A 21,893-nucleotide genomic window follows, 5' to 3' on the forward strand; every position below is an offset into this window, starting at 1 on the left:
GGATCAAGGACGGCGGACCGGGCCTCGCCGATCCACCCGGCATCCTCGACCTCTACACCTTCCGCCCCTCCCGCCGCGTCCAGGCCGAACTCCACGACGCATGACCCCGACGCCTGCCGCGTCTGTCGGCCATCGTCTGCCGACAGACGCGGCGGGCGTCCAATGAACCCGGACATTCCCGGGCACCGGGGCGGCGCCGACCTCATCAGATCCGATGGTGATCGATGACAGGGTTTGACGACAGATAGGGTCCGTTCCTCCACGCGGAGAGGGCCCCGATGGCGAACCTGATCTACAAGCGGGTCTCGACCGACCAGCAGTCGACCGCCTGGCAGAACCTCGTCCTGGACGAGGCCGGAATCGAAGACCCGGTCGTCCTCGAGGAAGGCACCGGCACCTCCAGCTGCCCCCACCCCCTCCAGCGCCCGAAGTTCAGTGCGCTCCTGGTCTACGCGTGGCCGGGCGACAGCATGTCGTTGATGGAAGTGGGCACGGGGCCGCTCCTGTGCTGCTGCAGGCGGGCGCACCATGCGCCCCTTTGGACGCTTGCCGGGTATCACCACGCCGAGCGCCGCAAGTAGCCGCGGCCCCGCGACTGTCCGGGCGGATGGGAGGCTCCGGCGCGGTGCGGGACCCCGCGCACCCCGGTCAGTCCACGCGAGTTTTGCGCGCGCCCTGCCCATCGCCCCGGGGGCTTGCCACCACCGCACGAGCCCAGCGCCACGGTAGCGCCGGGGGCTGTCGCGGCACACCGTGTGAACGCGTCGGTGAACCCGGCGGCGGATCGTGACGCTTTTCAGTCACGGCGGTGAGAGCTCGGGGCGGGCCGGTGTCCGGAGCGGTGCGGCGGATGAGCGGAGGCGTCCGTGCCCGGCGCGTGGTCCGAAGCGGTGGCTGCGGAATGAATTCCGGCCAGGGTGACCGTGACGAGACGGAGCACCGCGGCCCGGGACGGCAGGCCGCCGGCCGCGGTGAGGGCGTGCAGGCAGTAGCTTGCGAGCTCTCCGGGCGCGATGTCGCCGCGGACGCTGCCGTCGCGTGCGCCGTCGGCCAGCAACTCCTCGATCATGTTGTGGAGCTGCCCCTGGGCCTGGGCAACCTGCGGGTCGCGGTGCAGGAAGGCCGCCAGACCGCTTTCGTGGTGGCGACTCCTGGTGTCGTGCATGAGGAGGGCGAAGGCCCGCAGCACGGCTTCGAGCCGCTCACCGGCATCCGCGCTCCGGTCGCGGACCCGCACCAGGTGCTCGAGGTGGTGGCTGATCTGGCGCTCGTGCCAGGCGAGCAGGATCGACTCGACGTCCGGGAAGTACTTGTACAGCGTGGCGCGCCCGATTCCGGAGTCCTTGGCGATCCGCGACATCGTCACCGACGCGAGCCCGCGTTCTGCGACCAGCGCCGCGGTGGCGTCCAGCACGGCGGCGCGTACGGCGGCTCGGTGCGCGTCGATCGTCTCGGTCCACAGTTTGGGCACGGCCACAGCCTACATTCCGCTACATCCACGACACCATGTATTGACGAAGACACAATGTCTCGATAATCCTGGCGGCGGTGCGCTTCCGGCCACCGTCGCGGTGGAAGGGCGGTCATGCCCCACCCGACCGGTTCGCTTCCCTGATCCGTCCCTTTGCGAAGGAAACGTCATGCTGAGCGCCGAAGCCCGCGTCTCGACCGACCGCCCGAGCCGGTATCTCATCCAGCTCTGCAGGCACTTCTCCCGCACGGGCCGTCACCTCGGTCACCGGCCCCGCGCCCATCTCGGCGGTGACGCGCAGACGCTGAGCGCGATGCGGGCCGTGGCGGCACAGGCCCGGGTCGACTGGTTTGAGACCGAAGGCAGCGTCAGCCTCCCGTGGGGCACGATCGCTCTGCAGGCCGCACCGGGTGTCCTGATGCTTCGGGTCGAGGCCGCGGGCGAGGAGAATCTACGGCGGCTGCAGGCCCTGGTGGCCGGACACGTGGAGCGGTTCGGCCGACGCGACGGACTGCGGGTGAGCTGGCAGCGGGCTGCGCCGGTCGCCGCTTCGGACGGCTCCGGCACAGCCGGGGCAGCCGGCACGACCGGGGCATCGGCAGGGACGACCGCGGGCCGGAGCCGGCGGCTGAAGCTGCTGGGCTGCGCCGCCCTCGTCGTGTTCGTCCTCGCCGCCCACCTGGGCCTGGGCGGTGCCGTGGCGGCGAACTGGCGCTGGACCGGAGGGGCTGTGGGCGCGGTCCTCGCGGCCTTCCTGGTGAAGGCGGCAGTCCTGGGCGGCTTTGCTGCCCACCGCGGCCGGGCCGCCAAGCGCCGTTAGACGTTCCCTTCAGCGCATGGCTCTGGCCTGGACCGTGGGCGCGACGGCCTCGCGCCCGCCTTCCCCGAGGTGCGCTCCGGCGCCGCCCCGGCTGCCGGCGGGGGCCGGCGCTGGACGGAACGTCGGTGGTGTGGAGTCCGGCTGCAGCTGATCACCTGCGACGGCGCATACACCAAGAACGGCGGCGTGCAGGATCCGATAGCGCAGCTTTTTCGGCTCGGCGGTGGTCAACTCGCCCTCCGGCAGCCGGGTCTGGGTCCAGGCGAGCAGGTAGGTGGTGGTCAGGGTGAGCTGAAGCCGTGCTTGGTTGAGGGCGAAGTGGCGGGAGGGGAAGCGACCCAGGCCGGTGCTTTTGCCGCTGGGGGCACCCTTGGACGGAGTCTGGGGGAGGATGCGGTCCTCGACACGGGCGTGCCCGCGATGGCTACGAGGCCCCGATTGCGCCCTCCGGATCGCGGGTGCACTGGGCCATGACCGACGTCATGGCCCGCTGTCCGACCGGAACGTCGGCTCCGGCCTGGCGCGAGGCAGATTCTGCGCGGACATGACGATGCAACCACTGATCGACGGAATCGCCGAACACGAGCAGCCGTGCCTTTCGAAGGCCCAAGGGGACGTTGCCAGTGCGGCACACCCTCGTCCGTGGAGGCGGCGACAGGCGCCCTTGCGGATGCACCTTTCCGCGCTGCCGAACGCCACGACGTCGAGCGGCACGTCAGCCGCCCCTGCTCTCGCTGACCCACCGCTGCACGAGCGTCGCGGAGCAGCACCCGGGCGCCATGAGCGTCCACTCGTGACCAGCCTCAGCAGTTTCTCGAAGCCCTCGACGAGGATCCGCTGCCCAGCATGGCCGGGTGTTGTCGATCTGGGGCTGCCGGGGCTCCTGACCACTGGGGTGCCGGACGTCCGGACCGCCCGTCGCACACCAGAGAATGTGACGCCTGCTACATTCACCGATGTGGCGAACACGGAACCGACGGGCCGTTGGCTCATCCTCGTGATCAAGGTCCCCGCGGAGCCGTCCCGGCACCGTGTCGCGGTCTGGCGTGAGCTGCGCAAGACAGGTGCGCTCTCCCTCGGCCAGGGTGTGTGGGCCGTACCGGACGTGCCTGTCTTCGCGGACGGTGTCGCCCGGGCGATCGTTCTGACCGATCAGGCGGGCGGGCAGGCTGTCACCCTCAACGCCTCCGGGCGCGGTCCCGAGGACGCTGCTCGCTTCCAGGCGCTGTTCACCGCTGCCCGGTCCGAGGAATGGAAGGAGTTCCTCGCCGACTGCGGCAAGTTCGAGGCGGAGCTGGAGAAGGAGATCCGCATCGGCAAGTTCACCCTGGCCGAGCTGGAAGAGGAGGAGCAGTCGCTGGAGCGGCTGCGGCGCTGGCATCGTGACCTGACGGCCCGCGACGTGTTCGGGGCGCCGGAGGCGGCAAAGGCGGGCAAGCGGCTCAAGGAGTGCGCCGCGGCCTGCGAGGACTACGCGGAGCGCGTCTTCGCGGCTCTCCACGAGGCGGAGGCCGCCGACCGGTGAGCAGGACGACTTCGGCGGCCCCGGCCCGGCAGATGTGGCCGCTGTACGCGGCCGGGTTCACCACGGCCTTCGGCGCGCACGGCATCGCCGCGAACCTCGGCGGCTTCTCCACGGACGCGGTCACCTCGCTGCTGGTGCTGGGCGGGCTGCTCGCCCTGTACGACGGCGCCGAAGTACTCCTCAAGCCGGTCTTCGGCGCCCTCGCCGACCGGATCGGTGCCCGCCCGGTACTGCTGGGCGGTCTCGTCGCGTTCGCGGCGGCGTCCGCGCTGTACGTGGTGGCGGACAGTCCCGGCTGGCTGTGGGCGGCCCGACTTGGCCAGGGCGCCGCGGCCTCCGCCTTCTCGCCCTCCGCGTCCACGCTGGTGGCCCGGCTCAACCCGGCGGCCAAGCACGGCCGCGCCTTCGGCAGCTACGGCTTCTACAAGTCCATCGGCTACACGCTCGGCCCGCTGCTCGGTGGTGTCCTGGTCTGGGGCGGCGGTCTGCGGCTGTTGTTCGCCGTCCTCGCGGTGCTCGGCGCGGCGGTCACCGTCTGGGCCGCGCTCGCCGTTCCCGTCGTGCCGCCGCTGCCGAAGGCCCGGCAGACGGTGCTGGACCTGGCCCGGCGGCTCGCCGACCCGGCCTTCCTGGCCCCGACCGCTGCGCTCGCCGCGGCGACCGCCGCCCTCTCGGTCGGTGTGGGCTTCCTACCCGTCTCCGGCCGCGCTGCCGGGCTGGGCACGGTGGTCACCGGGGCCGTGGTGTCGGTGCTCGCCGCATGCGCCGCCGTCGTGCAGCCGCGCGCTGGGCGGGCCCTGGACGAGGGACGCCTCACGACCCGCTCCGGTCTCGCCGTGGGACTCTCGGCCACCACGGCCGGTCTGGCCTGTGCCATGCTGCCCGGCCTCACCGGTGTCCTGCTGGGGGCCGCCCTGATCGGCGCCGGCACGGGTCTGATCACCCCGCTGGGCTTTGCCGCCCTGGCCTCGTCGACCCCTCAGGAGCGCCTGGGCCAGACCATGGGTGCCGCAGAACTCGGACGCGAACTCGGCGACGCAGGTGGCCCGTTGCTGGTCGCCGCCGTTGCTTCCCTCGCCACGCTGACCTATGGCTTCGCCGCGCTCGGGCTTCTCATCGGGGCGGGTGCGGTGGTGGCGTTCGCCCACCGCCGCTCGGTGCCGGCCGAGCCCGTGGCCGGGACTGAGTAGCTGTTGTCGTACCGAACCTGAGGACGGCGTTTTCGCTGGTCAGGCATAGGGACGACGTTTTCGTGGGAGCCGCGGCCTGTCGTTTCGTTGCTCCCCGGGAGGTCGCGGATGCCGTCGGTTGTCGGACTGCTGGAACAGCACGAGCTCGCCGCTCGCCGTCGCGTGGACGGGCTGAGGGAGGAAGCCGACCGCATCCAGGCCGAGCTCGCCGTGGCCGAGCAGGAATGGCAGGAGTGGGCGATTGCCCGCAGGCGGGTCGATACGGTGCCGGCTCCGGACGGCGGCAACACCGCCGACACGGAGGTCACCCCGGATCCGCAGGACGCGGACGCGCAGGCGCCCCGGGATGCGGCGAAGCCGAAGTCGTAGGTGCCATTGTGGCGCCAGGGGCTGGCCTGGCCGATGCTGTCGGTGGACTACCAGCGCATCCTGCAGGTGCTCACGGACTGTGTTCGGCTCGGTCAAGGGCCGCTGACCTGCCCGGAGATGGCCGCCGCGTTCGGTATGGACGTGGTGTCGGCGCGGGTGGAGGCATTGCGGTCGAAGTCCACGGAGGGGCCAACCCCCAGAAACGCCTGGTCGCCTGCGGCTGGCCGAGCCGGCGCCGGGCCGGTTCATGCTCGCCCAGGGCGTGGCCGGGCCAGGCGACGTGTCATGAGCAGGGTCATCGATCAGTAGACCGTCGCCTCGGCGCTGGTGGCGCGCCGCTCCTAGAGATCGTCTTCAAAGGATCAGATCCAGAGGAGGATGGAGGCGATGGTGACGGTGGCCTGGTAGGACTCGCGGGTTTTGCCGTAGCGGGTGGCCAGGCCCCGCCATTGCTTGAGGCGACCGAAGCAGCGTTCGACGACGTTGCGGTGGCGGTAGGTGGTCCGGTCGAAGCCGTGTGGTCTGCCGCCGCGTTAGCCGCGTCGGTGACGGTTGGCGGTCTGATCGGCGCGTTCGGGGATGGTGTGCGGGATCCCGCGGCGGCGCGGGTAGGCGCAGATTTTGCGGGAGCCGTAACCCTTGTCGGCAATCACGTGGTCGGGGCGGGTGCGTGGCCGACCCGGGCCGGTGCGGGGAACGCGGATGGCGTCTATGACGTGCTCGAAGCAGGTGCAGTCGTCGGTGTTGCCGCCGGTCAGGACGAAGCCGAGGGGGCGTCCGCGTTCGTCGCAGGCGAGAAGGACCTTGGTGCTCAGTCCTCCACGGGATCGGCCGAGGGCGTGATCACCCGCTTCGCCCTGGTCGACTGCCCCCTTCTCCCACCCGTGGCGTGCTGGTGGGCCCGCACGATCGTGGAGTCGACCGACACCAGCCAGTCGATGTCTCCGTCCGCGTCCTTCTCCGCCTGGATCGCCCGAAGCATGCGCGAGAACGTGCCGTCCAGCACCCACCTGCGGAAACGGGTGTAGAGGGTCTGCCAGGAGCCGTACCGTTCCGGCACGTCCCGCCGGGCCGAACCGGTCCGCAGCTTCCACACGGTGCCGTTCAGCACTACCCGGTCATCCGACCGGGGACGGTCGGCAACCCTCGAACTCGGCAACAACCGTGACAGCACAGCCCACTCGGCATCCGACAACTCATGACGACGCACCACACCCGGCATGATCCCGCATCGCACGATCAGCTTTGAAGGTGATCTCCAGGGCGCAGCGGAGGGGACTCTGGTTCCCGATCAAGGTGCGGTCCGGGAGCTCGCGTCGGCAGGTCGCTAGCCGGCGCTCCATGAGGGAGTTACTCCGGGGCATCTGGATGCCTGTGGTGATCACCTTCGGGCCGGCGCCGGCCACCAGGGCGTCGAGGGCGGTCGTGCACTTCGCGCCGCAATCGCGGATCGGGAAGCCGGCCTCGCCGCCGGCATCCTCGAGGCCCCTGGGGAGGGGACGCCCGGGCTGCACGATCCACTGCGCGGTCGGGTGTGCGGTGGCGCCCGGGATTCGGACGCGCCTGGTCGCGTGCGCGAGGACGGCGAAGGCGTACAGCCGCGCCCCGGCCGGGGGCGGGCCTAGAAGAGAGCGCAGAGCAGTGCGCCGGCCCGGCTGCGCGGAAAGTCCGCCCGGGTCGTACTCTGCCGTTCGGGCGCGGGCGGGATGCCGTGCTTCTGGAGGATCTCCCAGACGGGGCAGACGGCGGAGTGGATCTCCATCGCGGTGTTCAGCACATTCGCCGCCAGGGCCAAAGCCCCCTCCCACAGGCCCGCTTCGGCACACGCGACGGCCTGCTGGCCCAATGCGGCCGGATCGCCGAGGTCCGCGTAGCGTACCTCGGCCAGACCCGCGCGCAGCTCCTCGAGGACCGCCTCCTGCTGCTGGATGAGGTAGGCGTAGCGCGCCGCACGGTCCGAGGTCTTGATCAGCGCGCGCAGATGCTCGGCGCTCGGCGCCCACATCAGTCCGATCCCGTCCGCGGTGCATATCTCGATCAGCTGGGACCACTCTGTCCTGCTGAAGCCGTGCAGGTTTGCCGGGAGCAGTTCCTCGGCCTGCTCCGGCACGCCCGGCGCCACGGGCCGACGCAGCCAGTCGAACAGGTCCGACCGAAACGATGCGACCGACGGGATGACGCCCTGCAGCACGGCGCTCCGGCCGAAGCCCGCCGCCAGGACCATGCTGCTGCCCGTGGGCACGGTGATGCTCTGCAGGACCTCTTTCCAGCCGAACGAGTTCATGCCCAGCGCGTCGCGGGCGATCGTCCCTGCTCAGGTGGCTCCCACTGTTGAGGAACCATCGAAGCCGACGCTCTTCAAGAACGCGTCACGCTGCCACACCTTCTGGCCGAGCGTCTGCCCGAGAGCGGCTCCGACAGCTCCTGTGGCCATGTCCTTGCGCTGCTGCGCCAGCATGGTGGCGATGACGGGCTTGGCGGTATACGCCGCCGACAAGGCCGACTGCTCGCGCAGCGTCTAGTGCACCGACGGCACAAGAACCGATGACTTCGGCCACCACGAGTCCAGCAATCCCTCGTGGGCCCACCATGAAGACGCCGTCTTCTTCCGCTTCCCCTCACTCATGTCCTAAGGATCTCCGACGGCTCCGACACCGCCGCACAGGTCGATAACGCTGACCTGGCCCAAGCCGGAGGCCATCCGCTCGTCTGTGCCGCGCGTAGCGAGCAGACCAATACTCATTTTCGAACTCAAGTTCCACTATGGGGAGGTGATCAACATCCCCGAACCGCAGCAGGCGCGCTCGTGGTGGCCCGAGAGCGGGCCTGCCCCGCTGAGCGGCGCGCGGGCTCGGGGGTGCGGCGTACGGTGCAGGTATGGCGCCGCCCCTGCCGGGCCCGCTGGCCCACGTCGCCCCGTTGCTCGGCCATTACGGGTACTGGGCCGTCGGCACCGTGGTCTTCGTGGAGGACTTCGGCGTTCCCGCCCCGGGCGAGACGATCCTGATCGCCGCGGGGACCTACGCCGGGGCCGGTCGGCTGGACATCGTTGCGGTCGCGGTGATCGCCTTCATCGCGGCCATCGTGGGCGACAACGTCGGCTACCTGATCGGCCGTTCCGGCGGACGGGCCCTCGTCCACCGCTGGGGCCGCTACGTCCTCCTCACCCCCGAGCGCTTCCACAAGACCGAGGAGCTCTTCACCCGCCACGGCGGCAAGATCGTCACCGTGGCCCGTTTCATCGAGGGGCTGCGCCAGGCCAACGGCATCATCGCCGGGACCAGCGGCATGCGCTGGCGCCGCTTCCTCGCCTTCAACGCACTCGGCGCCGCGCTGTGGGTGGGCCTGTGGGCGACTTTGGCCTACGCGGCCGGCACCCACATCACCACCCTCTACGAGGAGATCAGCCGCTACCAGCTCTACGTACTCATCGCCCTCGGCGCCCTGGCCGCAGCGCTCGTCGGCCGGCGTCTGCTGCGGCGCAGACACGAGAACTGACGCACCACGTGCGGCCGTTCACCGTTCCGTCTGCGGCCGGGGGACGGAGGACAGGGAACGACGGTGAAGGGACGCGGCCACCGCGACGGTCCCGGATGCTGCACACCCTGCACGAGACCAAGCACGACATCCTGCTCGCCCACGAACGCGCCCGCCTGGCGGCCCACCACTACGCCTGCGTCGCACTCGCCCAACTCGGCGCCGCCGCCGACCCTGTGCCGCTCGAAAGGTCGTCGGCGCAGGTGGGAGTGGTGCGGTTCGACCCCGGGAGCATGTCCGCGTGATCGTGTCCCTGCTGTACCAGGTGGCCCGGAGGCTGCCGTCCGTCCCGCCGGTGCTGCCGCGCCGCGCCACCACCCAGGACGCGGAACCGCTCGTGCCATGGCACGAGCACGCGGTCCTGCGCCGCCAACCGGCCGGCCCGCTCCGGGCCGGCCGACCGATTCCGGTGCGCCGCCCCGTCCGCGCCGATGCCCCGGCGACACCGGCGCGAGGTCTTCTCGGTCACCCCGCCACCCTGCCCGCCCGACACCCCAGGTTCATCGCCGCCCCGTGGGACTACACCGCACGCCGACGCACGGACGCCCACCCCAGCAGCGATCAGGACGCTCGTCCTGCGGCCGGCCCGGGACAACCCGCGGTGGGGGCACCGGCGCATCCCAGGGGGAGTAGGCCCGACTCGGGCATCGGATCGCCGCCGCGACGGCGGGGGAGATCCTCCACGCCGCGGGCACCGGCCCGGCGCCGCGTCGTGCCGGTCCGACCCGGCGCGCGTTCCCGGCCGCCCGGGCCGGGGCATCATCGCGGCGGCCTTCCTCCGCTCCGGCACCGCGCTCGGCAGGCGGCGCTATGCGCCGGCCTTCCCCGGGCACGGCACCCGGCGCCCGCACAGCACCGGCGTCACCGCCCACCCCATCCGGGAGTGGACGGTGCGGCAGGCGCGGAATTTCGCCGCCGGCCTCGGGATGTGCAGGGAGTCCTGCGGTTTCTGCTGCGGGGATCGAGACGGCACGTACGGCGGGGCGTTCGACGCGGTCCTCGAGGCCAAGGAACTGGACGTGATCAAGAGTGCGCCGCGGGTGCCTGGGAGGAACGCCCACGGCGAGAGCTTCCTCGGCAGCCTCCGCCGCGAGGTTTTCGCTCACGGCCTCGTCATGGGGGCGCCCTGCCCCGGCAGGTGCTTGCGGCCTGCCGGAGGCACCACCACGAGCATCGGCCCCCCGGCGCGCCGCCAGCCGATGGCCAGAGACAGCCCGCCGCGATAGGCAGCGGCGCCCGCAGGCTGCTGCGTACCCGGGTCCTCGGCGGCCTCATCAGCGAGTACGGATACGCCGCGTGACCAGCGGCGACGACTTTTCGAGCGGCACACCCTCTGCGGGGAGTATCTACCGGCCGCCGTCACCGCGGCGGACCGGCCTGCCCAGCTTCTCGTGGACCTGTGCCGCCGGCACCCCGAAGGCGGCGACCGCCCCCCGAGCTGCATCAACCGCCCATCCGTGAAGAGACGACGGAGATCATAAGTTCGGGCCCGGTCGGGAATATGAACGGTTCACGCACGGTCTACAATGATACCCCCCTAGGGTATAAGTCAGGGTGTCTCGGCCGCAGGGGCGCCCGGAGAGGAAGCGATGAGCATGCCCCACCACGAGCACGGATCGCACCCAGGCATACAAGGTGAGGGGCGGGATCACGCCCGGGAGGCCACGCATGGCCCGGTGCCTGAGCACGACCGGCACGGCGGGGTGGACACCGATGCCATGCATGAGCACGTCCACGACGGACACGGGGGTCAGGACCCGCACTCCGGTCACGACATGTCTCACACGGGTCACGGCGGTCACGGTGACCATGTCGGGCAGTTCCGCCGACTTTTCTGGATCATGCTCGCACTCGCAGTTCCCACCGTGCTGCTCAGCCCGATGTTCGCGACGGTCCTGGGCTACGACCTGCCGGACGTTCCCGGGCTCACGTGGGTCTCGCCGGTCCTGGGCACCGTGATCTACGTCTGGGGCGGCCGGCCGTTCCTGACCGGCGCCGTCAGTGAACTCACGGCCCGCAAGCCCGGGATGATGCTGCTGATCGGCATGGCCATCACCGTGGCCTTCCTCGCATCCTGGGGCGCCACGCTCGGCGTGCTGTCCCACGAGCTCGAGTTCTGGTGGGAGCTCGCCCTCCTGGTTGTGATCATGCTGCTCGGTCACTGGATCGAGATGCGCTCCCTCGCCCAGACCTCCTCCGCCCTGGACTCCCTCGCCGCACTCCTGCCCGATGAGGCGGAGAGGATCGATGGTGACACCGTCGTCGTTGTCGCCCCGTCGGAGCTCCAGCTTGGTGACGTCGTCATCGTCCGCCCCGGCGGCCGTGTCCCGGCCGATGGCGAGGTGGTCGACGGCGGGGCTGACGTCGACGAGTCGATGATCACCGGTGAGTCCAGGCCGGTGCGGCGCGGGGTCGGCGACCAGGTCGTCGCCGGCACGGTTGCGACCGACAGCGCGCTGCGGGTGCGGATCTCCGCCGTCGGGGACGACACGGCCCTCGCGGGCATCCAGCGCCTGGTCGCCGAGGCCCAGTCCTCCTCCACCCGCGCCCAGCGCCTGGCCGACAAGGCCGCCGGCTGGCTGTTCTGGTTCGCCCTCGGTGCCGCCGTGATCACCTTGGCCGCCTGGCTGCTGCTGAGTACGCCCGAGCAGGCCTGGATCCGCGTGATCACGGTGCTGGTCATCGCCTGCCCCCACGCCCTGGGTCTGGCGATCCCGCTGGTGGTCTCCATCGCCACGGAGCGCGCCGCCAAGGGCGGGGTGCTGGTCAAGGACCGCATGGCGCTGGAGCAGATGCGCACCGTCGACGCCGTCCTGTTCGACAAGACCGGCACCCTGACCAAGGGCGAGCCCACGGTGACCGGGATCGAACCCGCCGGCGGCCGTGGTGAGGACGACGTGCTGGCCCTGGCCGCCGCGGCGGAGAGCTACAGCGAGCACCCCCTGGCCACGGCCATCGTCGGGGCGGCACGGACGCGCGGGCTGGAGGTGCCCGGGTCCACCGACTTCTCCTCCTCCCCGGCCGTGGGGGTGCGGGCGGTGGTGGACGGCACCGTGATCGCCGTGGGCGGTCCCTACCTCCTCGAGGAGCACGGCCTCGACGAGTTGCCCGTCGCCGACGCGTGGCGGAAGGAGGGCGCGATCATTCTGCACGTCCTCGCCGACGGCCGGGTGATCGGTGCGCTGCGGCTGGCCGACGAGATCCGGCCGGAGTCCCGCGAGGCGGTGGACGCCCTGCACGCGGCGGGCACCCAGGTCGTGATGATCACCGGCGACGCCCGTGCGGTGGCCGCCACCGTCGCCGGGGAACTGGGCATCGACCGCGTGTTCGCCGGGGTGCGGCCCGAGGACAAGGCGGCCAAGGTCGCGGAGCTCCAGTCGGAGGGGCTGAAGGTCGCCATGGTCGGTGACGGGGTCAACGACGCCCCGGCCCTCGCCCAGGCGGACGTCGGCATCGCCATCGGCGCCGGCACGGATGTCGCGATCGCCTCCGCCGGAGTCATCCTCGCCTCCGACGATCCGCGGTCCGTGCTGTCGGTCATCCAGCTCTCCCGCGCCTCGTACCGCAAGATGAAGCAGAACCTGTGGTGGGCCGCCGGATACAACCTCATCTCCGTGCCGCTGGCCGTCGGCGTGCTCGCCCCGGTCGGTTTCGTCATGCCCATGGCCGTGGGTGCGTTGCTGATGTCGCTGTCCACCGTCGTGGTGGCGATGAACGCCCAGCTGCTCCGACGCCTCGCCCTCAGCCCTCGGGCCAGTGCCGGCGCCGTGCGCGGCGCTCCGCCCGTGCGCGGCGAGCGAATCGACCGGGGCGAAGCGGACCTCGTGCACCACTGAGCCCGAGGCGGCGTCCTGTCGGGCCGCGGATCAGGCGGGCGAGGATCGTGGCGCCCGAAGCGGTGGCCGCCCGGGCGAAGGCCCCCTTCATCGGATCGCCGGGCCTCCGGTCTCCTGCCGTTGGGCGGGGGCAGCGGCGGCCGGGATCACGCAGCAGCCCTTGCCCTGCCAGGCGTCGACGAGGTCGTTCAGGTTGCGGACGAGGTCGGTGTACCCGCCGTTGCGGTGCGGGAGGCGGCTGTCCTACGGCTTCTCGTCGGCGTCGTACCGCTGCGGCGAGCGGGGCAGAGGAGTGGCGACGAAGGCATCCCTGCCGTACGTGATCTCGACCGGCCCTTCGACGCACAGCACGCGCCGGACCGGACGGGCAGTCACGCAGACGCTCGGCTGGGACACCCCGGCCGAGCGCCTGCGCCAGTTCATGCGAATACCCCACTGAGCCAGCAGGTTCAGACATCAGGCACACCGGCCTCCGGGGTGGCGAACCCAGACTCCTCCACCTGCTTCCCGGCCGCAGACCGGTACTGGATCTTGTACGGGTGAGGGCGCTTCGACCACCGCGGCCGCGGATGCTCACACTCCTTGGGGAACGACCCTCTCCCAGGAACCAACGAACCAGAAGGCGCGGGCTGCTGACCCACGACGACCGATGCTGACAGTTTGCTGACCGTCGGTAGTCCTGAACGCCGCTGACCTGCGCTGATGTGCGCAGGGTTCGCTATGTTCTGGAACTGGATCGGCCGGACCCAGGAGGAGATCGAACAGGCCCCCCGGGACTGGATGGAAGGCACCCGCTTCGGCGAGGTGAAGGGCTACGACGGCGCCCCGCTGCCGGCCCTCGAGCTCCCGCCGGTACCGCTGAAGCCGCGAGGAAGGGCGCGCTGACCTGCGGTAATGCCTGATCCCTGGTGGCTGGTGGGCGGGCGGCGGTCGGGCGCTGCCTCCGGCTTTCCGGTCGCTCGCGGGAGGACGGCTGAGCGGGGTGCGGACCGGAGCCGGGATGGCGGGCGATTCCACGGTGTGGCCGTCTGTGAGCAGCTGTGGCAGGACTCTTGCTGACCTGATGCTGACTTCACTGACGCCTCGTCAGCTGCGATTGGGGCACTCCTTTCGCAGCTCCCTCGCGCGCGGTGGCCTTTGCGGACCCGGGGGCGGCCGGACGAATGCCGGCCCGGCGGGCGGCTGGGCCGGTGCCGGTGCGTGAACTCGGCACTTGCCCTGTCGTCTTGTGGAGAATCGACAAGATTCGGGGGCCGTGGATGCCTGCTGGTGAACGCTGCTTTCCTTGATCCGGTGAGAGAAGTGCTGTCCGAGCGCCGCCAGTGGGTTCGTCGTCTGCCGGTGGTACAGCAGTGGCACGTTGCTGAGCAGTGCGGAGAGCGCGGCTCGGCCCCCAGAGCGGTGCGCCGGTTCGGGAATGGTCCGGATCTTGGTCGAGGGATGCTGGTGGTGCGGGTGCCGACCGGTGGTGCTGCCGACGTCGTTGGGGTAGTCGCCGTGCGGACCACCGAAGTCGCGGTGAGTCGAAAGGCGGCGTGGTGTGCCCCTGTGAATTTCGTCCTCAAGTTGTCCACCCAGGGGCGTGGACCTGCGGCGATGCCGCTACCCCCTTAGCTGACCTGCGCAGATGAGTCTTTCAGCGTCTTTCATAGGCGTGTCGTCTTATGCGGCCGATCCTCCCCACGCGCTCCCCAGCGGCGCGGATACTCCCCAGATCCTCCCCAGGGAAGGACGCCGTCACTGACGGCTCGAGCTGCGAATACCATTGCTGCAGACACGCTGAGTGACTGCCGTGGACGAGGCGCTGCGCGTCAGTCAACTCTGCCGTGGTCAGTTGTCCCGGAAGAGACCAGCCAACGCTGTGACCTGCAGTGATGGGCGGTCACGGGTCGTTGACGTGCGCGAATGGTCTTTCGATTGTTTCACGCTCGTGCCCGCACCCGGCCCGAGCGTCGGGACCAAGCCATGCCCGCCCCGCGACCAGCAACCGACACCACCGGTCTGCCGCCATCAGCGCAGGAGTAATCGTCAAGACCTGTGGGTCAATTGATCTCAGTTTCGTCTGGGTGGGTTGATCGCGACGAGTTCGACTTCGAAGCCGTCGTCGTTCTCCAGGTAGGCGGCGTAGTGCTGTCCGCCGCCGGCGTATGGATGCCGCTCAGGGAACATCAGCTGCCAGCCGTGCTGAACGGCGTCGGCGGTCAGCTTCTCGACCATGGTGGCGTCTTCGACGTGGAAGGCCAGGTGGTTCAGCCCCGGGCGGCAGCGATCGTGCCGTTCGGCAGTGAGGGCCGGGGACTGCTCGATGACTAGGTAGGTCGGGCCGAGCCGCCAACTGCGGCCGCCGTCCCAGCTTTGGTGAACGGCGTAACCCAGCGCCTCCAGCAGCCAACCGAGCGAGACAAGTGCGCGATGGAGGTTGGGCACCCACAACTCGACGTGATGCAGTGTGCCGTGTGTGGGCCGGCTCATGCGGCCGCCTCCTCAGCATGCTCGACGAGGTGGCCGTTCTCGAAGCGGGCGCCGGAGCGGACGAGGGCGACGAGGCGGGGGGCGGTGACCGCGCGCCAGCGGGCCTGGGCGGCCTCGGCGAGCTTGAACACCATGGCGAGGGCGGCGGCCGGGCTGCCGGCACCGCGGGTGACCTTGGTCCGCAGCCTGATGGTGGCGAACGTGGACTCGATCGGGTTCGTGGTCCGCAGGTGGATCCAGTGCTCGGCCGGGAGGTCGTAGAACGCCAGGAGCTCGTCCAGGTCGCCGGTGATCTTCTCGGCGGCCTTGGGCCACTTCGCCCCGTAGTCCTTCGTGAACTGCTTCGCCGCCTGCTCGGCGTGGGCCCGGTCTTCGGCGCCTGTGATCTCCTGCAGGGCCTTCTTCGCTCCCGCGTGCACGGACTTCGGCAGTGCGTTGATCACATTGCGGGTCTTGTGAACCCAGCACCTTTGGTGCCTGGCCTGCGGAAACACCTCCGCCAGGGCCCGCCACAGGCCCATGGCCCCGTCGCCCACGACGAGCTCCGGATCGCGCATGCCGCGCCGCCGGCAGTCCCGCGGCAGGTCCGCCCAGGACTCGGTCGACTCCCGCAGCCCCTCGGCCAGGGCGATCAGCTCCTTGCTGCCGTCCGGGCGCACGCCCATCAGGACCAGGACGCAGGAGTGGGCCTGCCCGAGCCGGACCCTGGGGTGGACGCCGTCGGCCCACACGTAGACGTAGTCCGTCTCCGCCAGGTCGCGGCGCTGGAAGGCGGCGTGGTCGTCCTGCCACTGCCTGGTGAGCCGGTTCACCGTTGCCGCCGACAGGTCGGCCGCGGAGCCGAGGAACTGCTCGAGCGCGGGCACGAAGTCGCCCGACGACAGGCCGTGCAGGTAGAGCAGCGGGAGGACCTCGCTGATCTTCGGGGACTTGCGGCACCAGGGCGGCTGGGGGTACCTCCCGGCCGAAGGCTGGGGGAGATCTTCGACGAGAACCGCTGCCGTTCACCGGTCGTCTCGTCGACGCGGCGGTCGTTGACCCGCGGGGCGCGGACCTCGACCGGGCCGGCCGCGGTGGTCACGGTGCGGGGGTGGTGGTGACCGTTGCGCACCACCAGGCGCCGCCCGCGTTCGTCCCGCTCGGCCGCCAACTCGGCTATGTACTGGTCGACTTCGGCTTCCAGTGCGGCGGCGAGCATCCGCCGGGCGCCCTCCCGCACGATCTCGTCGATCAGGGAGCCAGTAGCGGTGGAGCCGTCTTCGTTGACTACGCTGAGCACGGGCGTGCCTTCCCGACCCGCGCTGCGAACGCGGGCCTACTCGATGACCATCAGTCGATCACTCGGGAAGGTACGCCCTTCGCGTGCCGCTCCGAGAGCCGATCCACAAGTCATGAGCATTGCTCGCCGGAGGCGGCAGCAAGGAAGTGCTCACCACGTCCGCTGCACAGCCCGTCAGAGGCCACAGTGGCTGAGCCCCGCGCCTTGGCCGCAAGGTAACGGGCCGTCCAGGGCGGGCGGCAGTTGGCCTCTTATGTGCGGTGCCGGGCGCGCATCAGGGTCGGGTCGGGCGCTCCGGCTCCCCGCCGCCGGCGTCGAACACCTTGGTGAAGGTGGCCCCGCACCGGCAGTGGGAGTGCTCGATCAGTTCCCCGTCTTCCGACACGCTCAGCCCCTGGCTGAGCCGCACGTGCACATGATCGCCCATGAGGAGCTGCTTTCCTTGACGTCCTTGAATCCCGCCATGGTGAAGGCCGGCTGCTCTGGCCGGCAATGCCGCAGATCACAACGTGACAGTCGATCTTGATGCCTGGTTGCCGCCGTCCCCCCTTACCCCATGGCGCGGGACGGCGAGCCGCCGTCCCGCGCCATGGCTGTCGTCCGGAGTGTTCCGGCGGGTGCGCGCTGCCTGAAGCCGGGGTGCGCGAGAAGAGTGGATCACCCGGACGGTTCGGTGGATGGCTGAGAGGATCGCGTGTCGGATTGAGGCTGCTGGTGACCGGCAGCGTGCAGCATCGGCGCGGCGTGACGCTCGGGGCGGTGGGGGCCCTCGGCCGGGACCTGACGACGGGGTGCGTCGACGTCCCCGGACAGCGGCACGGGGCGGCGTGCCACCAGGCGGCCGACCCAGCGTCGGCCGCAGTGTTCGCATGGCGGTGCACCCTTGGGGGTGTAGGGGGAGGGAACCGCCGTGTTGTCGCGGTAGAAGTACTCCCACTCGGCGTCGAGGGCGTCCCGGTAGCGCTGGACGTCGTAGTCCACGCTCCAGCGGTGCCAGCACGATCCGCAGGTGAACTCGACACGTTCGACCGCAAGTTCGGTGATCACTGCACTGCACCTTCTGCCCGGTCGGCGGACGTGGCTCGTGGCGCGGCGAGGGCCGCGTCGAGGGACGGATAAACGGGCAGGATTTGGGGGAGTCCGCTGCTGGTGAGGATCCGCTTCACCCGTCCTTCGGGGCACACCAGGCGCAGCTCCGCGCGGCCCTCGCCCAGCAGCGGGCGCAGGGATGTCAGGGAGCTGATGCCGTCGGCGTCGGCATCGGTCGCTTCGGTCAGGTCCACGATCAGGTGGAACAGGTGGCGGTGCTCCGCCGCGGCGGCCACGAAGTCACACAGCCCTCGGGCCGTAGCCGTGTCCAGAGCCCCTTTGATCTCCGTTACGGCCCAACCGCTCTCCCAGTGCGATGCGAGGAACTCTGCCATGGTCCTCACCCCCGGTTCCTGCTGCTGCGTGCGGGCCCTGGGGCGCCGCTCGCTCGACCGCCCACAGCGATCGTTCAGCTTCTTTTGCCTGCTGGACCGCCTGATGGCAGGTCCTTCGAGTCCGCGCTCCAGTAACCCGGACTTCCTCCGACAATCCCTCCTATACCCGCCCGGACTTGACAATGCAAGGCTCAAGTTTTATTTCAGGACGTAGGCAAGTTGGGTTCCGAAGCCGCAGCCCGCAGCGGTCGGGGAGGTGACCGGGATGCAGACGCGGGACCGGGGAGCGGACCTGTACGCGGTGCTGGGGGTGAAGCCCTCGGCCACGGCCGGGCTGATCACCTCCGCCTTCCGCGCCCGGGTGCGGGAGCTGCGCCCCGACACCCGGGTGGATGCCGCCACCGCGGAGCGGTTCGGCGAGGTGCGCGCGGCGGACGAGACGCTGCGCGACCCGGTGCGCCGCGCGGCCTACGACCAGACGTACGAGCGGACGGCGGAGCGGGCAGACGACCGCGGGCCCATCTTCGCGCGGCCGGTCAGTCCCGCGCGCCGGTACGTCGCGGTGCTCGGGGTCGCCCGCTCTGAGCCTCCGCTGCGCGCTGGCCCCGTCCGGTGGGAGCGGACGTCCCGATGAGTCCCCGAACAGAGACGTAACGCAGAGCATGGGTGAGGAGGGAGAGTTCAGATGGCGCGCTCGGTCGGTATCGATCTCGGTACGACGAACTCAGTGGTCTCGGTCCTGGAGGGCGGCGAGCCCACCGTCATCACCAACACGGAGGGAGCGCGGACCACGCCGTCGGTGGTCGCCTTCGCCAAGAACGGAGAGGTGCTGGTCGGCGAGGTCGCCAAGCGGCAGGCCGTCACCAACGTCGACAGGACCGTCCGGTCGGTCAAGCGCCACATGGGCGACGCCCAGTGGCGGTTCCCGGACACCGGGAGCATCGACGGCAAGCGATACACCGCGCAGGAGATCTCCGCCCGCGTGTTGCAAAAGCTGAAGCGGGACGCGGGAGCGTACCTCGGTGAGGACGTCACCGATGCGGTCATCACCGTCCCGGCGTACTTCAACGACGCCCAGCGCACCGCGACCAAGGAAGCCGGGGAGATCGCCGGGCTGAACGTCCTGCGGATCATCAACGAGCCCACCGCCGCAGCCCTGGCCTATGGCCTGGACAAGGAGAACGACCAGACCGTCCTGGTCTTCGACCTGGGCGGAGGCACGTTCGATGTGTCGCTGCTGGAGATCGGCGAGGGCGTGGTCGAGGTCAAGGCCACCAACGGCGACACGCACCTGGGTGGCGACGACTGGGACCAGCGGCTCGTCGACCACCTCGCCCAGCGGTTCAAGAACAACTACGGCGTGGACCTGTCCAAGGACAAGATGGCTGTCCAGCGGCTGCGGGAGGCCGCCGAGAAGGCCAAGATCGAGCTGTCCGCGTCCACCGAGACCACGATCAACCTCCCCTACATCACCGCCTCCGCCGAGGGCCCCCTGCACCTGGACGAGAAGCTGACCCGCGCCCAGTTCCAGCAGCTGACCGCGGACCTGCTGGAGCGGTGCAAGGGCCCGTTCCACAACGCGATCAAGGACGCCGGGATCAAGATGTCCGACATCGACCACGTCATCCTGGTCGGCGGCTCGACGCGTATGCCGGCGGTGACGGAGCTGGTGCGTGAGCTGACCGGCAAGGACCCGCACAAGGGCGTCAACCCCGACGAGGTCGTGGCCGTCGGCGCGAGCCTGCAGGCCGGTGTGCTCAAGGGCGAGGTCAAGGACGTCCTGCTGCTCGACGTCACCCCGCTGTCCCTCGGCATCGAGACCAAGGGCGGCATCATGACCAAGCTGATCGAGCGCAACACCACGATCCCGACCAAGCGCTCCGAGATCTTCACGACGGCCGAGGACAACCAGCCGTCGGTGCAGATCCAGGTCTACCAGGGCGAGCGCGAGATCGCGGCGTACAACAAGAAGCTCGGCATGTTCGAGCTGACCGGTCTGCCCCCGGCGCCGCGCGGCGTCCCGCAGATCGAGGTCTCCTTCGACATCGACGCCAACGGCATCATGCACGTCACGGCGAAGGACCTCGGCACCGGAAAGGAGCAGAAGATGACCGTCACCGGCGGCTCCTCGCTGCCGAAGCAGGACATCGACCGGATGATGCGCGAGGCCGAGCAGCACGCCGAGGAGGACCGGCGCCGCAGGGAGGCGGCCGAGACCCGCAACCAGGCCGAGCAGGTCGTCTACCAGACGGAGAAGCTGCTCACCGACAACACCGACAAGATCCCTACGGACGTGAAGGGAGAAGTCGAGACCGCTCTGTCCGAGCTCAAGGAGACCCTCAAGGCCCAGCCGGCCGACAGCGACAACACAGCAGCCCTGCGGCAGGCGACGGAGAAGGTGATGGCGGCGGCTCAGAAGGTGGGCACCGTCATGTATGCCCAAGCACAGCAGGCTCAAGGCCAGCAGGCCGCTGCCGACGGCGCGGGCGGTGGCGAGGCAGGCGCCGGGCAGGACGAGGATGTCGTCGATGCTGAAATCGTCGACGACGACAAGCGGCAGGAGGGTGCCGGATGACCCGCCCGAGCGACACACACCGCCCCGGCGAGCACCCACTGTCGATCATCCGCGACAACCGGCGGCGGGATCCGGGCACCAGCCTGGAGCCCCGCCGCCACGGCGACGTCGAGCCTGCCCGGCAGGCCGACGCCGTCGCGGGCGAGACCGACAGCCTGCGCGCCCAGCTGCGGGAACGCACCGCGGATCTGCAGCGCCTGAAATCCGAGTACGACAACTACCGCAAGCGGGTGAGCCGGGACCGCCGCACGGTCGGCGAGATAGCCGTGGCCAACGTACTCACCGGCCTCCTCCCTGTCCTCGACGCCATCGACCAGGCCCGCAAGCAAGGAGAGATCACCGGCGGCTTCCAGCGCGTCACCGACGTGCTGGAAGCCGAACTCGCCGCCCTGGGGCTGCAGTCCCTCGGCACAGCGGGCGACCCCTTCGACCCCGCCTGGCACGAGGCCGTCTCCTGCACCCGCTCCGACCACGTCGAACAGCCCACCTGCGCCACGATCCTGCGCCCCGGCTACCGCGTCGGCGACCAGCTCCTGCGCCCCGCCCAGGCGGAAGTCGCCGAACCGCCGGCCACGCGGTAAGAAACCTCATCTTCCCCAACGAAGGTTCCCTGCACAGCCGCCCGTGACCGTCCGTCTGCGAGACGGTCACGGTCACGGGTGGGCGCCGCAGCGGCGGCGAGGGCCCGTGGGGTCGTGTCGGCCGGCGACTCCTCGACGGGAGACGAGCAGGCGAATCCGGTGCCCGCCGTCGCACGAGGTGCAACCGGCAACACTGCGAATCCAGCAGGCCCGAGGGTGCAGATGTCATACCGGCACGCCAGGTGTGCGGCGGCCTGACGGGCCTTCGGGTAGGAAGCTCGTGCCACGTGCGGGGCTCACCCATCTTCAGTGCCGCCGGCCCGGCGGGGCCGCTTGGCTGCCTCCTTCTCCCGTCCTTCATCGCGGGCCTGGTTGGACGCGTCAGAGATCGTCTGGGCGGCACCGGACAGCGCCCCCTTCGCCTTGCCGCTCGCATCGGCCTGGGTCAGCTCTCCAGCCAAGTCCGGCAGGCCCGGGCTCTTCTTCGGCCCGGCCTCCAGGGCCAGCCGGCTGCACGCCTCTGCGAAGCGCAGATACGTGTCGACACTCGCCACCACTACCCGGGCGTCGACCTTCAAGATCTCGATGCCGACGAGCGAGACCCGGGCGAACGCGTCGATCACCAGCCCTCGGTCGAGAACCAGGTCCAAGACGTTGTAGAGACCACTGGCGTCACCAGCGCCACCTTGCTGTGTGACGGTCATACCTTTCAGCCCTCCTTGCCCTGCTAGTGTCCCGGTCTTGAGGTCTCTGGTCGCCTCGTGAATCGTGTTCTGTTTCAGATCTTGGGATCCGCCGGACGGGGCGTGTCGCG

At 70.3% G+C, this 21,893-nt stretch carries 19 protein-coding genes and 6 pseudogenes; 13 read left to right on the forward strand and 12 right to left on the reverse strand.

All coding sequences use genetic code 11. From position 1 onward, the window contains the following. Window positions 1-104 (forward strand): annotated as a pseudogene (locus DIZ27_RS47810) ((2Fe-2S) ferredoxin domain-containing protein); the annotation flags it as partial. Between the two features lie 174 nt (window positions 105-278). Continuing rightward, window positions 279-581, forward strand: a complete 303-nt coding sequence (locus DIZ27_RS36170) for a hypothetical protein (protein ID WP_258308695.1) — start codon at window positions 279-281, stop codon at window positions 579-581. Between the two features lie 215 nt (window positions 582-796). Here the strand turns inward: DIZ27_RS36170 and DIZ27_RS36175 are convergent, their stop codons facing one another. After that, window positions 797-1,471, reverse strand: a complete 675-nt coding sequence (locus DIZ27_RS36175) for a TetR/AcrR family transcriptional regulator (RefSeq protein ID WP_109382676.1) — start codon at window positions 1,469-1,471, stop codon at window positions 797-799. A 169-nt stretch (window positions 1,472-1,640) separates the two neighbouring features. Here DIZ27_RS36175 and DIZ27_RS36180 point away from each other — a divergent pair, with 169 nt between their 5' ends. Continuing rightward, a complete protein-coding gene (locus DIZ27_RS36180) occupies window positions 1,641-2,291 on the forward strand; it encodes a DUF2218 domain-containing protein (RefSeq protein ID WP_109382649.1) in 651 nt (216 codons plus the stop codon). Between the two features lie 180 nt (window positions 2,292-2,471). Here the strand turns inward: DIZ27_RS36180 and DIZ27_RS47815 are convergent. Then, a pseudogene (locus DIZ27_RS47815) lies at window positions 2,472-2,714 on the reverse strand (hypothetical protein); the annotation flags it as partial. A gap of 535 nt (window positions 2,715-3,249) precedes the next feature. Here DIZ27_RS47815 and DIZ27_RS36190 point away from each other — a divergent pair. The 3 genes and pseudogenes from DIZ27_RS36190 (at window position 3,250) to DIZ27_RS36200 (ending at window position 5,664) form a co-directional block, all read left to right on the forward strand. Further along, the gene (locus DIZ27_RS36190; RefSeq protein WP_109382650.1) at window positions 3,250-3,816 is read left to right on the forward strand and encodes a Chromate resistance protein ChrB; all 567 of its coding nucleotides are present in this window, start codon (window positions 3,250-3,252) and stop codon (window positions 3,814-3,816) included. A 32-nt stretch (window positions 3,817-3,848) separates the two neighbouring features. Beyond that, window positions 3,849-5,006, forward strand: coding sequence for an MFS transporter (locus DIZ27_RS36195; protein WP_109382651.1), 1,158 nt, complete (start codon window positions 3,849-3,851; stop codon window positions 5,004-5,006). Between the two features lie 108 nt (window positions 5,007-5,114). Next, window positions 5,115-5,664, forward strand: a pseudogene (locus DIZ27_RS36200) (hypothetical protein). A 73-nt stretch (window positions 5,665-5,737) separates the two neighbouring features. Here the strand turns inward: DIZ27_RS36200 and DIZ27_RS36205 are convergent. The 3 genes and pseudogenes from DIZ27_RS36205 to DIZ27_RS36220 all read right to left on the reverse strand — a co-directional run bounded on the left by DIZ27_RS36205 (window position 5,738) and on the right by DIZ27_RS36220 (window position 7,872). Then, a pseudogene (locus DIZ27_RS36205) lies at window positions 5,738-6,597 on the reverse strand (IS5 family transposase). A gap of 399 nt (window positions 6,598-6,996) precedes the next feature. After that, a complete protein-coding gene (locus tag DIZ27_RS36215; protein WP_109382653.1) occupies window positions 6,997-7,659 on the reverse strand; it encodes a hypothetical protein in 663 nt (220 codons plus the stop codon). A gap of 30 nt (window positions 7,660-7,689) precedes the next feature. Further along, complete coding sequence (locus DIZ27_RS36220) at window positions 7,690-7,872, reverse strand: hypothetical protein (protein ID WP_109382654.1); 183 nt, start codon at window positions 7,870-7,872, stop codon at window positions 7,690-7,692. Window positions 7,873-8,252: 380 nt separating this feature from the next. Between DIZ27_RS36220 and DIZ27_RS36225 the strand changes: the two genes are divergently transcribed. The 3 genes from DIZ27_RS36225 (at window position 8,253) to DIZ27_RS36240 (ending at window position 12,748) form a co-directional block, all read left to right on the forward strand. Beyond that, window positions 8,253-8,873 (forward strand): DedA family protein, encoded by a 621-nt coding sequence (locus DIZ27_RS36225; RefSeq protein ID WP_109382655.1) that lies wholly within the window; start codon window positions 8,253-8,255, stop codon window positions 8,871-8,873. 95 nt (window positions 8,874-8,968) lie between these two features. Beyond that, a complete protein-coding gene (locus tag DIZ27_RS36230; protein ID WP_109382656.1) occupies window positions 8,969-9,157 on the forward strand; it encodes a hypothetical protein in 189 nt (62 codons plus the stop codon). Window positions 9,158-10,687: 1,530 nt separating this feature from the next. Beyond that, window positions 10,688-12,748 (forward strand): heavy metal translocating P-type ATPase, encoded by a 2,061-nt coding sequence (locus DIZ27_RS36240; protein ID WP_219933691.1) that lies wholly within the window; start codon window positions 10,688-10,690, stop codon window positions 12,746-12,748. Window positions 12,749-12,991: 243 nt separating this feature from the next. Here DIZ27_RS36240 and DIZ27_RS45320 read toward each other — a convergent pair whose 3' ends face one another. Further along, window positions 12,992-13,171: a hypothetical protein gene (locus tag DIZ27_RS45320; protein WP_146229053.1), complete on the reverse strand. Its 180-nt coding sequence runs from the start codon at window positions 13,169-13,171 to the stop codon at window positions 12,992-12,994. A gap of 297 nt (window positions 13,172-13,468) precedes the next feature. Between DIZ27_RS45320 and DIZ27_RS36250 the strand changes: the two are divergent. Then, window positions 13,469-13,633, forward strand: a pseudogene (locus DIZ27_RS36250) (pirin family protein); the annotation flags it as partial. A gap of 1,167 nt (window positions 13,634-14,800) precedes the next feature. On the opposite strand, the gene DIZ27_RS36255 reads toward DIZ27_RS36250, so the two are convergent. The 5 genes and pseudogenes from DIZ27_RS36255 to DIZ27_RS36270 all read right to left on the reverse strand — a co-directional run bounded on the left by DIZ27_RS36255 (window position 14,801) and on the right by DIZ27_RS36270 (window position 17,923). Continuing rightward, window positions 14,801-15,220: a VOC family protein gene (locus DIZ27_RS36255; RefSeq protein WP_109382659.1), complete on the reverse strand. Its 420-nt coding sequence runs from the start codon at window positions 15,218-15,220 to the stop codon at window positions 14,801-14,803. A 20-nt stretch (window positions 15,221-15,240) separates the two neighbouring features. Beyond that, window positions 15,241-16,499, reverse strand: a pseudogene (locus tag DIZ27_RS36260) (IS256 family transposase); the annotation flags it as partial. 274 nt (window positions 16,500-16,773) lie between these two features. After that, on the reverse strand, window positions 16,774-16,926 hold the full coding sequence (locus DIZ27_RS46150; protein ID WP_181383857.1) for a hypothetical protein: 153 nt from the start codon (window positions 16,924-16,926) through the stop codon (window positions 16,774-16,776). Window positions 16,927-17,156: 230 nt separating this feature from the next. Beyond that, window positions 17,157-17,546 carry a hypothetical protein gene (locus DIZ27_RS36265; protein WP_109382660.1) on the reverse strand — a complete coding sequence of 130 codons (390 nt, stop codon included), beginning with the start codon at window positions 17,544-17,546 and terminating at the stop codon, window positions 17,157-17,159. Continuing rightward, window positions 17,543-17,923, reverse strand: coding sequence for an STAS domain-containing protein (locus DIZ27_RS36270; RefSeq protein ID WP_146229054.1), 381 nt, complete (start codon window positions 17,921-17,923; stop codon window positions 17,543-17,545). Before DIZ27_RS36270 ends, DIZ27_RS36265 begins: the two co-directional genes overlap by 4 nt. A 265-nt stretch (window positions 17,924-18,188) precedes the next feature. Here DIZ27_RS36270 and DIZ27_RS36275 point away from each other — a divergent pair, with 265 nt between their 5' ends. Genes DIZ27_RS36275 through grpE form a run of 3 tightly spaced genes read left to right on the forward strand, consistent with a single transcriptional unit; the run spans window position 18,189 to window position 21,079 of the window. Then, window positions 18,189-18,557 carry a J domain-containing protein gene (locus DIZ27_RS36275; protein ID WP_109382662.1) on the forward strand — a complete coding sequence of 123 codons (369 nt, stop codon included), beginning with the start codon at window positions 18,189-18,191 and terminating at the stop codon, window positions 18,555-18,557. Window positions 18,558-18,608: 51 nt separating this feature from the next. Continuing rightward, a complete protein-coding gene (gene dnaK / locus DIZ27_RS36280) occupies window positions 18,609-20,498 on the forward strand; it encodes a molecular chaperone DnaK (protein WP_109382663.1) in 1,890 nt (629 codons plus the stop codon). Beyond that, on the forward strand, window positions 20,495-21,079 hold the full coding sequence (gene grpE, locus DIZ27_RS36285) for a nucleotide exchange factor GrpE (protein ID WP_109382664.1): 585 nt from the start codon (window positions 20,495-20,497) through the stop codon (window positions 21,077-21,079). Before dnaK ends, grpE begins: the two co-directional genes overlap by 4 nt. Before the next feature lie 296 nt (window positions 21,080-21,375). On the opposite strand, the gene DIZ27_RS36290 is transcribed toward grpE, so the two are convergent. Next, complete coding sequence (locus DIZ27_RS36290) at window positions 21,376-21,783, reverse strand: gas vesicle structural protein GvpA (protein WP_109382665.1); 408 nt, start codon at window positions 21,781-21,783, stop codon at window positions 21,376-21,378. Between the last annotated feature and the right edge of the window lie 110 nt (window positions 21,784-21,893).

The organism is Streptomyces sp. NWU339, from assembly GCF_003143855.1.
Lineage (GTDB): Bacteria > Actinomycetota > Actinomycetes > Streptomycetales > Streptomycetaceae > Streptomyces.

What these genes read in the sequence shown, in the direction of transcription:
- DIZ27_RS36225 (WP_109382655.1), top strand. Translation starts at nt 8,253, where the DNA reads ATGGCGCCGCCCCTGCCGGGCCCGCTGGCCCACGTCGCCCCGTTGCTC.
- DIZ27_RS36275 (WP_109382662.1), top strand. Translation starts at nt 18,189, where the DNA reads ATGCAGACGCGGGACCGGGGAGCGGACCTGTACGCGGTGCTGGGGGTG.
- DIZ27_RS36240 (WP_219933691.1), top strand. Translation starts at nt 10,688, where the DNA reads ATGTCTCACACGGGTCACGGCGGTCACGGTGACCATGTCGGGCAGTTC.
- DIZ27_RS36180 (WP_109382649.1), top strand. Translation starts at nt 1,641, where the DNA reads ATGCTGAGCGCCGAAGCCCGCGTCTCGACCGACCGCCCGAGCCGGTAT.
- DIZ27_RS36230 (WP_109382656.1), top strand. Translation starts at nt 8,969, where the DNA reads ATGCTGCACACCCTGCACGAGACCAAGCACGACATCCTGCTCGCCCAC.
- dnaK (WP_109382663.1), top strand. Translation starts at nt 18,609, where the DNA reads ATGGCGCGCTCGGTCGGTATCGATCTCGGTACGACGAACTCAGTGGTC.
- DIZ27_RS36270 (WP_146229054.1), bottom strand. Translation starts at nt 17,923, where the DNA reads ATGGCAGAGTTCCTCGCATCGCACTGGGAGAGCGGTTGGGCCGTAACG.
- DIZ27_RS45320 (WP_146229053.1), bottom strand. Translation starts at nt 13,171, where the DNA reads ATGAACTGGCGCAGGCGCTCGGCCGGGGTGTCCCAGCCGAGCGTCTGC.
- DIZ27_RS36255 (WP_109382659.1), bottom strand. Translation starts at nt 15,220, where the DNA reads ATGAGCCGGCCCACACACGGCACACTGCATCACGTCGAGTTGTGGGTG.
- DIZ27_RS36215 (WP_109382653.1), bottom strand. Translation starts at nt 7,659, where the DNA reads ATGAACTCGTTCGGCTGGAAAGAGGTCCTGCAGAGCATCACCGTGCCC.
- DIZ27_RS46150 (WP_181383857.1), bottom strand. Translation starts at nt 16,926, where the DNA reads ATGGGCGATCATGTGCACGTGCGGCTCAGCCAGGGGCTGAGCGTGTCG.
- DIZ27_RS36195 (WP_109382651.1), top strand. Translation starts at nt 3,849, where the DNA reads ATGTGGCCGCTGTACGCGGCCGGGTTCACCACGGCCTTCGGCGCGCAC.
- DIZ27_RS36290 (WP_109382665.1), bottom strand. Translation starts at nt 21,783, where the DNA reads ATGACCGTCACACAGCAAGGTGGCGCTGGTGACGCCAGTGGTCTCTAC.
- DIZ27_RS36170 (WP_258308695.1), top strand. Translation starts at nt 279, where the DNA reads ATGGCGAACCTGATCTACAAGCGGGTCTCGACCGACCAGCAGTCGACC.
- grpE (WP_109382664.1), top strand. Translation starts at nt 20,495, where the DNA reads ATGACCCGCCCGAGCGACACACACCGCCCCGGCGAGCACCCACTGTCG.